1 protein-coding gene is annotated in these 1037 nt (G+C 71.7%); it reads left to right on the forward strand.

Features of this window, described 5'->3' with window-relative positions:
- A partial coding sequence (locus AC08OV_RS24295) for an HAD-IB family phosphatase (RefSeq protein ID WP_476620402.1) occupies window positions 1–1037 on the forward strand: 1037 nt, incomplete at both ends.

Below are 1037 nucleotides of genomic sequence, written 5' to 3' on the forward strand. Positions count from 1 at the left end.
CGGCGGCGGTGGAGGCGAAGCTGCGTCGCTCGGAGCGGCTGGTGGGGTTGGCGGGCCGGGCGCTGGAGCATGCCCCGCCGTCGGAACGGGTGCGCCGGCTCGCCGGGGAGCTGGAGCGGGCGGAGAGCCGGGTGGGGTTTCTGCGCCGCTACTCGGATGTGTACCGGGCGTACACGAAGGCGGAGCTGGTCTATGTCGACGACGCCACGGGTGCGTTGCACGTGGCGATGGATCCGGCCGATCAGGCGGAGTTCGGGTTTGATCCGGCGTGTTTCGACTGGCGGCACTATCTGCAGGACGTGCACTGCCCGGCGGTGACCGCGGTACTGCGCCGGCCGCGTGATCCCGCGCCGCCGCGGCGGCTGTCGGGGCATCTGGCCGCCGGTGACGGGGTGCTGGCGGTGTTCGACCTGGACGGGGCGGTGGCGTCGGCGACGGTGATCGAGTCGTATCTGTGGATGCGGTTGGCGGACGCCTCGGCGCCGCGGCGGGTGCGGGAGCTTGCGTCGCTGGCGGTGGCGTTGCCGCGGTATGTGCGTGCGGAGCGTCGTGACCGGGGGCATCTGATGCGGTCGGTGTACGCGCGCTATGCGGGGGTGGATCCGGCGGAGTTGGAGCGGCTGGTGGTGGAGGTCGCCGGGGACATTCTGCTGCGGCGGGTGAAACCGGCGGGGATCCGTCGGGTGCGTGAGCATCGGGCGGCGGGGCATCGCACGGTGCTGTTGACCGGGGCGGTGGAGGTGTTGACGCGGCCGTTCGCGCCGTTGTTCGACGATGTGATCGCCGCGCGGCTGGAGGTGGGTGCAGATGGTCTGCTGACCGGCCGGTTGGAGTCCTCGCCGCTGGTCGGGGATGCGCGGGCGGCGTTTATCGATCATCATGCGCGGGTGTTGGGGGCGGATCTGGGGGTGTCGTGGGCGTATGCGGACAGCCAGTCGGATCTGCCGTTGCTGCGGGCGGTCGGTAACCCGGTGGCGGTGAACCCGGATCTCGCGTTGCATCAGGTGGCGCGGGGGGCGGGGTGGCCGATCGAGGAG

The organism is Frankia sp. CeTa3Moorea, from assembly GCF_978021225.1.